At 41.6% G+C, this 8445-nt stretch carries 10 protein-coding genes; 5 read left to right on the top strand and 5 right to left on the bottom strand.

Annotation, left to right across the window (positions count from 1 at the left end):
- Positions 1 to 188: 188 nt before the first annotated feature.
- The 3 genes from PV763_RS16350 to PV763_RS16340 all read right to left on the bottom strand — a co-directional run bounded on the left by PV763_RS16350 (position 189) and on the right by PV763_RS16340 (position 1490).
- Positions 189 to 620, bottom strand: coding sequence for a CBS domain-containing protein (locus PV763_RS16350; protein ID WP_253144622.1), 432 nt, complete (start codon positions 618 to 620; stop codon positions 189 to 191).
- 104 nt (positions 621 to 724) lie between these two features.
- Positions 725 to 1105 carry a DUF2750 domain-containing protein gene (locus tag PV763_RS16345; RefSeq protein WP_004278687.1) on the bottom strand — a complete coding sequence of 127 codons (381 nt, stop codon included), beginning with the start codon at positions 1103 to 1105 and terminating at the stop codon, positions 725 to 727.
- Positions 1106 to 1256: 151 nt separating this feature from the next.
- Entirely contained in the window at positions 1257 to 1490 is a 234-nt protein-coding gene (locus tag PV763_RS16340) for a hypothetical protein (RefSeq protein WP_420938224.1), read from the bottom strand.
- Between the two features lie 224 nt (positions 1491 to 1714).
- Here PV763_RS16340 and PV763_RS16335 point away from each other — a divergent pair, with 224 nt between their 5' ends.
- Both PV763_RS16335 and PV763_RS16330 read left to right on the top strand, forming a co-directional pair.
- Positions 1715 to 2074: a hypothetical protein gene (locus tag PV763_RS16335; protein ID WP_004278683.1), complete on the top strand. Its 360-nt coding sequence runs from the start codon at positions 1715 to 1717 to the stop codon at positions 2072 to 2074.
- A gap of 98 nt (positions 2075 to 2172) precedes the next feature.
- Positions 2173 to 2496 carry a hypothetical protein gene (locus PV763_RS16330; RefSeq protein ID WP_004731236.1) on the top strand — a complete coding sequence of 108 codons (324 nt, stop codon included), beginning with the start codon at positions 2173 to 2175 and terminating at the stop codon, positions 2494 to 2496.
- Here PV763_RS16330 and PV763_RS16325 read toward each other — a convergent pair.
- Both PV763_RS16325 and PV763_RS16320 read right to left on the bottom strand, forming a co-directional pair.
- Positions 2420 to 3994, bottom strand: a complete 1575-nt coding sequence (locus PV763_RS16325; RefSeq protein WP_420938223.1) for a M16 family metallopeptidase — start codon at positions 3992 to 3994, stop codon at positions 2420 to 2422. The two genes, PV763_RS16330 and PV763_RS16325, sit on opposite strands and share 77 nt — an antisense overlap.
- Positions 3994 to 5400 (bottom strand): M16 family metallopeptidase, encoded by a 1407-nt coding sequence (locus tag PV763_RS16320; RefSeq protein WP_420938222.1) that lies wholly within the window; start codon positions 5398 to 5400, stop codon positions 3994 to 3996. The genes PV763_RS16325 and PV763_RS16320 overlap by 1 nt, the downstream gene beginning before the upstream one ends.
- A 177-nt stretch (positions 5401 to 5577) precedes the next feature.
- Between PV763_RS16320 and ftsY the strand changes: the two genes are divergently transcribed.
- The 3 genes from ftsY to PV763_RS16305 all read left to right on the top strand — a co-directional run bounded on the left by ftsY (position 5578) and on the right by PV763_RS16305 (position 8337).
- Positions 5578 to 6681, top strand: coding sequence for a signal recognition particle-docking protein FtsY (ftsY, locus tag PV763_RS16315; RefSeq protein WP_420938221.1), 1104 nt, complete (start codon positions 5578 to 5580; stop codon positions 6679 to 6681).
- Positions 6682 to 6857: 176 nt separating this feature from the next.
- Positions 6858 to 7547 carry a nitroreductase family protein gene (locus tag PV763_RS16310; RefSeq protein ID WP_420938220.1) on the top strand — a complete coding sequence of 230 codons (690 nt, stop codon included), beginning with the start codon at positions 6858 to 6860 and terminating at the stop codon, positions 7545 to 7547.
- Positions 7548 to 7743: 196 nt separating this feature from the next.
- Positions 7744 to 8337 carry a nitroreductase family protein gene (locus PV763_RS16305; RefSeq protein ID WP_086044744.1) on the top strand — a complete coding sequence of 198 codons (594 nt, stop codon included), beginning with the start codon at positions 7744 to 7746 and terminating at the stop codon, positions 8335 to 8337.
- Positions 8338 to 8445 lie beyond the last annotated feature (108 nt).

The following is an 8445-nucleotide window of genomic DNA, read 5'->3' as shown; positions in this document are numbered from 1 at the left end:
AGTCCAATGATTCTACGAATACACCTAACTTTTTCAACTAACTACAAATGTGTCGCACTTGAGATTTGAATCTGCGATATAAAAAATCCCGGTACATGTGCCGGGATTTTTTATGCATCAGATATAAAACTTTATCTTGGTGTCATTTAAGTGATTTTCAAATGCCTTAGAGAAAGCTAAACAGTGTTTTAACCTGAGATATATTGCTGTAACTGTTCAATCAATTTGCGTTGGTCATCCATGGCCGCTTTGACCAAATCCCCAATTGAAATCAGACCGATCAGTTTTTCATGTTCGACCACAGGTAAGTGGCGTAGGTGGCGTTCAGTCATCAGAGATAAACAGTCTTCTACGCTAGTAGCTGTATTTACGGTAATCACTTTAGCGGTCATGATCTCATTAACAGTGGTGTCGAATGAGGTTCTTTGCATCAGGGCGATCTTACGGGTGTAATCCCGCTCTGACAAAATCCCCACCACATTGTCTTCATGGGTTACCACAAGCGCCCCGATCCCTTTATCCGCCATCAAGGTGATGGCCTCTAAAACGGTAGAATCTGGACGGATGGTATAAATAGCTTGATGCATTTTTTCACTGAGCACCTGTGCCACATTGGTCATGCTTAATCATCCTTATTGGTCAATTTATTATTAATCCTAGAGTATGTATTCAACCTGAACATCTCTAAGTGTTTAGGTTTTAGTCTTTATAAATAGCATGTTATTTAAGCAATGTGCAGTCTTTGTTGCGAAAAAAACAGATGACGCATCTGTGCAGCAGTCAGTTTGAGTTTGGTTCCATTGGTGTTGAACAGCGCTGGCGTAACATTCAGTCGCGACAGGGTCGGCAATAACGCATTTTCAAAATCTTCAGAATTGATTTTACGTGGAATGTAATCCGGCCAATGTTGCTGGGCATAATTTTTAGCATCCAGCGGATTGAGCCAGAATGGAAAGATACAATCTTCCTGGTCACGCATCATCGCCCAGCCTTGGTGATATGCGCCCCATAGCTCGCCACAATTCATCAAAGATTTAAGCATCGTGATCTTTAACAGAAAGTTTTTGCAGATCGGATCAATTTGAATAATTTTTCGTGGTTTCATTAGAATAAAGTGCTATTGGAGTTCAGGCTCTATTCTAGGAACTTTATATGAAATTACTGTTTCAGCTTTGCAAGGATTCGTAAGAAAATATGTATTGATTGCTATTTATTGAAAAAAGGGCTGAAAAAAACGCCACCTAGGTGACGTTTCTTTATGCTTGCATGGTGGCCATGTTTTGCCAGTACTGGGCTTTGAGTGAATCTCGTTCTACACGGAAACCTTGATAATAAAGTTCTGCTAAAAAGAGCGCTGCTTTACCATGGCCTGCACGAGCGGCTTCTTCAAGCTGTTTTACCGCATCAGCAAAGTTCATTTGCGATTGAATGGTATTCACGGCATCTGCGTACAGATGTTCCAGATCGTGTTGAGAGAGTTGTTGTACCATATAAAAACTCCTTAATTTTAATTATGATTACAGGATAGACTATTTAGTCTAAATACAAATATAAATTAGTATTGTTAAACTAATATTACAAAATAATGGAAAAGTCAACTATTCGATTTTATTTGTTTACTTCAGTTATAGTTTAACTGATTAAACTATACACAACTATAAATATTATTAAGCTACATTGTAAATGGATAGCAAACAATAAGGAGAAGGCCATGATGACAAGAACTTTAGATGGTGTGAAATTTGATATGCCTCCGACTGCAGGTCAAATTATGGAACTTGCCGATTTGCATCGTAAAAAACTCGATCAAGCTATATTCAGTAAATATACCCATCTAGGCGATTATGGGCTGGCACAACGTAAAGAAGTCTACGACTTTACCCGGGCGCTGGACGAAAACCAGCGTGAGCAGTTTTATAAACTCTATAATGGTGAGCTGGTCCGCATTGCAGATGAGGATCGCTTACATCCGCCTGAAGCAGAAGCCGGTTTAAGTAAATTTGCAATTGCACTGGTATTACTTGTTGTTGCATTGGTGCTGTATTCAACAATTATTACTAGAATAATGAATTAATGCCCAAAATAGCAGGATTCACCTCTTGTTAATATTCAGTGCGCTGACTTGAACTTATGTAACAGCGACCATACACTACCTCTAACCTGAGGTAGTGTATGTCTATAGATACAGAAAAACTAAGCCAATTTTTCAGCAGAATCAAACTGGAACAGATTTATAACAGTGTGGTTATTTTTATTATTGCGGTCATTCTACTTTTAGCCGCATTTGCTTTATATCGTCCGCTTAGCCTTTCCCAAGTCACCCAGATTCAACAACTGTCTAAACAGCAAAACCTTCCCCAAACCCAAGATATGGCACTCGCCTTGTTAGAGCAGCAGCATATCCGTCGTGGGCAGTACCTTAAATTGATGCAGGCTTATCAGCAGGAATCGCTTCGGGCACGTCAGCTTCCGCCGGTCTCTGTGGAGATGCCTTAGGCATAGGATTTGTTGGTAAGTAATAATTGGCATCCATTAAATTCTGTTCCAAACGCATTTTCAAAGCATTTTGATCCAGTTCTTTATTGACAACGACCAGGGTTAAGCGATCAGGATGAAAATGCTTGCGCACTGCATTTTGTACATCTGCCGCTGTGATTTTAGCCAAGCGTTCTGGATAACTGGATAAATAATCAGTTTGCTCACTATAAAAACCTATATTGCCTAGCTGGGCATTAATGGTGGCATTACTGCTGTAATTATTAGGAAAAGCACGTAACATGCCTGCTTTGGTTTCTTCCAGACGCTGAGTATCAATAGGTTGACTGACAAAGTTGATAAATGCTTGATGTGCGACCTGAATGCTATCTAGCAGTTGATCCTGACGCGTGGAATACTTAAAGCTGAATACGCCCGGTGCCTGACTAAAGCTCAACGAACTATAAGCGCCATAAGTAAAACCACGTTTCACCCGCAGTTCCTGCATCAATACCGCATTAAATCCGCTACCGCCAAACATGCGATTGGCGACTTCTAAAGCCAGTTTATCTTCAGTAAAGCGGGTTGGGCCTAAATGCCCAAAAGTGACATGCGCCTGAGACGAGTTATAGGGTAGATGTACTACTTCAAAACCAGATTGGATTTCAGGCTGTGGCAATGCCTCTGCTTTTTGTCCTTGAGGTAAATTGCCGGCAATTCGTTCAGACAGTTCCAGTGCCTGTTTAGGGCTGAGTTTACCGGTAATAGCAATATTCATATTTTGCGCCACCAAAAACTGATCACGGAATTTTTTTAATAATTCTGCGTTAATTTTCTTGGTGCTGCCTTGGGTGCCGCTGATTGGTTCTGCATAAGGATGTTGACCATAAAGGGCACGATAAAACCGGATATCCATCAATCGGCTTGGATTTTCCTGTAGCTGTTTTTGTCCCACTTGCGTATTGCTTAAAGCCAGATTAATGCTAGACGTTTTAAATGACGCATTCTTGACAACCTCCATCAGCATGCCCAATGCGGGTTCCAGTTTTTCCGGGTCTGAAAGCGTACGCAGACGAACCACAAACATATCCCGATAGGCTTGTACGCTGAATTGTGCTCCGGTTTGGTCAAAAACTTCCGCCACCTGATTTGCGCTATATTTGTCGGTTCCTTCACGCATCAATTTGGCTGCCATATTGGATAGGCCATATAGACCTTTGGCAATTTCCTGATCGCGGGCCGAACCGGCATTAAAGGTCAGCTGGATATCCACCATGGGAAGATCCTGCGTTTCAACGAACAATGTACGTACCTTATAGCGATTGTTCAAATCATGAATATAAGGCGCCTGAAAATCCCGTTGCTGATTAATATTTTTTAAGCTTTGTAGCAAGGGGATAGACTGTAACTGACTCGGATTATCATTTTGGTCAGATTGAGGGTCCAGATAGTTTTCTGCATAGGTAGCCGAGTTAAGACTTAAAATTGAAATAAGCAAAAATGGACGAAGTTGAAGCATTATAATCCCCGTTGCTGGGTGTTTTGTTCAGGTGAGAGATAAAGCGTGCTGAGGTTCTCACGCACAAAATAGGCGTTGGCGACGCGCTGGATATCCTGAACACTGACACTTTCAAAGTGTTTCGGCAATTCATCCATCAGGCGATAACTCAAGCCATTGACCTCCAGATTGCCAATCATTTTGGCTTGGCCGGCAATATCATCCTGGCTATAAATCAAATTGGAAATAAAGCGGGTACTGATACGATCCACTTCCTGTTGGGTCATTGCGGTGGTTTTAAGTAAATCCACTTCATCCTGAATTGCTTGTTGTGCTTCTTGCAAAGAGATGCCTGGCGCAGGTAGAGCAGAAATGCCAAACAGGCTGTCGCCGCGATTATAGGGATCATAAGAAACGCTGACAGAGGTCAGAATTTTACGATCACGTACCAAACGGTCTTGCAGACGTGAAGAAATGCCACTGTCCAAAAGACTGCGAATAATGGTCAAGGCATACGCATCTTGGGGGTTTTTAGCTGTGGTTAATGATTTTACGTTCCAGGTCATATAAAGATTGGGCACCTGAACATTGCTATTAATTTCCATATGGCGATAACCCAAACGCTCAAACTCCAGTACATCATTGCGTGCTGGTGTTAGGCGTGCGGGAATGTCAGCAAAATATTTTTGTACCTGAGCCAAAGCAGCTTCAGATTCGATATTTCCAACAATCACCAGAATAGCATTATTCGGGCTGTACCAATCCCGATACCATTTTTTGACATCATTCAACTGAATATTATTCAGAGTTTTCATATGTCCAATTACCGGCTGGCGATAATGGCTGGTCGGATAACTGATCCATTTAAACCGTTCAAAGGCTTGCGCACGCGGATTGTCATCGGTGCGCTGGCGCCGTTCTTCCATGACGACTTTAATTTCTGGTTCGAAGTCCTGCTGCCGTAGCAATAAATTGCTCATACGGTCAGACTCGAGTTCCAAGGCCATAGGAAAATAGGCCTTAGGATAAAGCTGATAATAATTGGTGTAATTGGTGAAGGTGGCTGCATTGATACTGCCGCCATAAATCCGGCTCAGGCGGGTAAATTCGTCATTTGGAACTTTGTGAGTACCTTTAAACATCATATGTTCAAGCGCATGTGATACCCCCAGAATATTTCCAGATTCATCGCTGCTGCCGACTTTGTACCAGATTTGTGTCATTACCATGGGCGCACGATGGTCTTCCCGAATAATGACTTTTAAACCGTTACTTAAAGTGGTTTCAAAAGTAGTCCGTGATAATTCGCTTCGGGTTTGTGCCTGAGCCGTACTAAAAGTCAGACTGAGTAAGACAGCGCTGAGTGGATAAAGCGTCTGTTTGATCATTTGCGAGAAAGAGGAGATAGTCAAAAAGGTGATGAACACTAGATCTCCTGAAATAGGCATTTGTATTTAGAGTTATTTTTAATAAATGTGTGCTTGAAAGCAACCGAGAGCTGTAGCTTTTTGGTATGTTTGTCCAGCATTTGCATTGCTAGCTGCAAAGCAGGCAAGTTATGGTAGAATCTGGGTTTTTAACGCAATGCTTTTCAAGGATTCGGCATGCAACAGCAATCTAATGGGCAAAACAAATTTTTGATTGATGCTGATATCGGAGATGATGATGTCACATTACCGAGCTTACCTGCGGTCAATGTGCCTATCGTAGAAACGCCAAGCGAAACAGCTGTAGTTTCTGCACCTGTCGAAACAGAAACTGAAAATGAAGATTCTGCGGCGAAAGGTGGCTTCTTTAGCCGTATGAAAGTGGGTTTAACCAAAACCCGTAAAAACCTTGCCGATGGGATGGTGAATATCCTGATCGGTGGTAAAGAAATTGATGATGAATTATTAGAAGAAGTCGAAGAGCAGCTTCTGGTGGCAGATATTGGCGTGGAAGCAACCAAGACCATTATCACTAACCTGACTGAACGTACGGCACGTGGTGATTTGATCTATTCGCATTCACTGTATAAAGCGCTTCAGGAAGAACTGGTGGCTTTATTGGCACCCCGGGTAAAACCACTGCATATTGATCCAAATAAATCGCCTTATGTGATTCTGGTGGTAGGTGTGAATGGTGTCGGTAAAACGACTACCATTGGCAAGTTGGCAAAACGTCTGCAAGGTGAAGGCAAGACCGTCATGCTGGCAGCAGGCGATACTTTCCGTGCAGCTGCTACGGAACAGCTCCAGATCTGGGGTGAGCGTAATAATATTGCGGTTGTTGCTCAGGGTCATGGTGCTGACTCAGCTTCAGTGATTTTCGATGCTTTTGAAAGTGCGCGTGCCAAAGGTGTGGATGTATTGATTGCAGACACAGCGGGCCGTTTGCATAACAAAGGTCATTTGATGCAGGAATTGACTAAAGTAAAACGTGTCATGCAGAAAATTGATGCCACTGCACCGCATGAAGTGATGTTGGTGGTCGATGCCGGTACTGGTCAGAATGCCATTAATCAGGTCGAGATGTTTGATGAGGCGGTAGGCTTGACGGGCTTAACTATTACCAAACTTGATGGTACTGCCAAAGGTGGGGTACTGTTTAATATCGCCAGTCGTACTCATGTGCCGATTCGCTTTATTGGTGTGGGTGAAAAAATTGATGACTTGCGTCCATTCTCTGCCAAATCTTTTGTTGCTGCATTATTTGAAACTGAAAAATAAATAATGCGCAATGCTTCACATAAACTCCGCCAAGTACGGAGTTTGTTGTTTTTGGCTGGTTTGAGTGTTGTAAAAATCAACAGCAAAACCACCACTAAATCTGCCTATCTTAATAAAGGCCTTATAATTGTAGGGATTCTCTAAGCTGATTTGGCTTGTTTTTTGTGGGGTAGAAAATGGCATTGCTAAATAAGATTGGTCAGGTATTAACAAGCGATATAACCAAGGATTTTAAATTTTCAAGAAAAAATAAACTGAATGATGATTTAGAACTGACTTTTGTCGATCAATTGAAAAAGCGCCGTAGTATCGATCAACTTGGTAAGCGGGTACATTCTAGTCAGGCTTATCTTAGCGAAATCATTCAGGAAGCAGTGCGGAGTTGTCCTTCGGCTTATGATTCTCAAACTACGCGCATTGTGATGTTATTTGGAGATTCTCATCATCAATTCTGGGAAATTGTGAAACAGGTGCAGCGTCAGCATATGCCGGCACATATTTATGAAGGAATTGAAATCAAGTTGAATCAATGTGCTGCTGCCTATGGCACGGTCTTATTTTATGAAGATCAAGCCGTGATTCAACAATTGCAAAAGAAAATGCCATTAAATAGTGAGGATTTTCCAGCATGGTCGGAACAAACTTCCGGTATGGCGCAATTTGCCGTATGGACGACGCTGGCAGATTCTGGTTTGGGAGCATCCTTGCAACATTATAATCCACTGATTGATGAAAGGGTCGCAGAGCATTTTCAGATTGAAAAGAACTGGTTGTTACGCGCACAACTTTGCTTTGGGTCAATTGAACAAACAGTAGAAGAAAAATTACAAAAACCGGATCAGCATCGTTTCAAAGTATTTAATTAAAAGTTTATAGAACACTTTATATGTGACAGCATGGAAGCTGCGGATAAAATCAGATACAAATACGCTACTCAGATCTAAATCTGATTGTTCTATAAATAAAACACATTGTTATCGAAATGCACCTGTCTTGGGTGTTTAAAGCACGTAATATGACTTTATCGATTTTCAAATAATCAAAATATAAAGAGGTGGGTTCATGGCATTTTTAGATCAAATCAAACAACGTCGTAGCATTTATTCAATTGGAAAAAATGTAGATCTGGATCAGACAGAAATTGAGAGAATTATTAAAGATGCGGTGAAGCACAGTCCGTCATCTTTTAACTCGCAAACCTCGCGTGTGGTGATTTTATTTGGTCAATCACATGATACCTTCTGGCATATTGTACGTGAAACTTTACGTGACCTGGTTTCAGCAGATGCATTTGAATCAACCAATAGCAAGATCAATGCTTTTGCAGCAGGTTATGGTACCGCACTGTTTTATGAAGACCAGAACGTGGTGAAGTCGATGCAGGAGCAGTTTGCACTCTATGCCGATAACTTCCCGGTCTGGTCTGAGCATTCTTCCGCTATTGCACAGTTTGCAACCTGGACCGCTTTGGCAGAAAAAAATATTGGGGCTTCATTACAGCACTATAATCCAATTATTGATGAGGAAGTCGCACAAACTTTCGAGATTCCATCTCACTGGAAACTTCGTGCTCAACTGGTATTTGGGTCAATTGAAGCACCTGCAGGTGAAAAAACCTTTATGGATGATGCAGAACGTTTTAAGACCTTTGCATAAATAGTTTTAGATTAAAAAGAAGCACTTTGATGCCATTGCTGTCCCACAATTTTTCACAAGAGGAAGCTCATTTGAGCTTCCTCTTGTTTTATGGGTATTTTATCGGGT

Origin of the sequence: Acinetobacter sp. AS5 (assembly GCF_048957595.1) — a bacterium.
Classification (GTDB): domain Bacteria; phylum Pseudomonadota; class Gammaproteobacteria; order Pseudomonadales; family Moraxellaceae; genus Acinetobacter.
The sequence above is the reverse complement of the archived record's forward strand: the minus strand, read 5'-3'. Positions and strand labels throughout refer to the sequence as shown.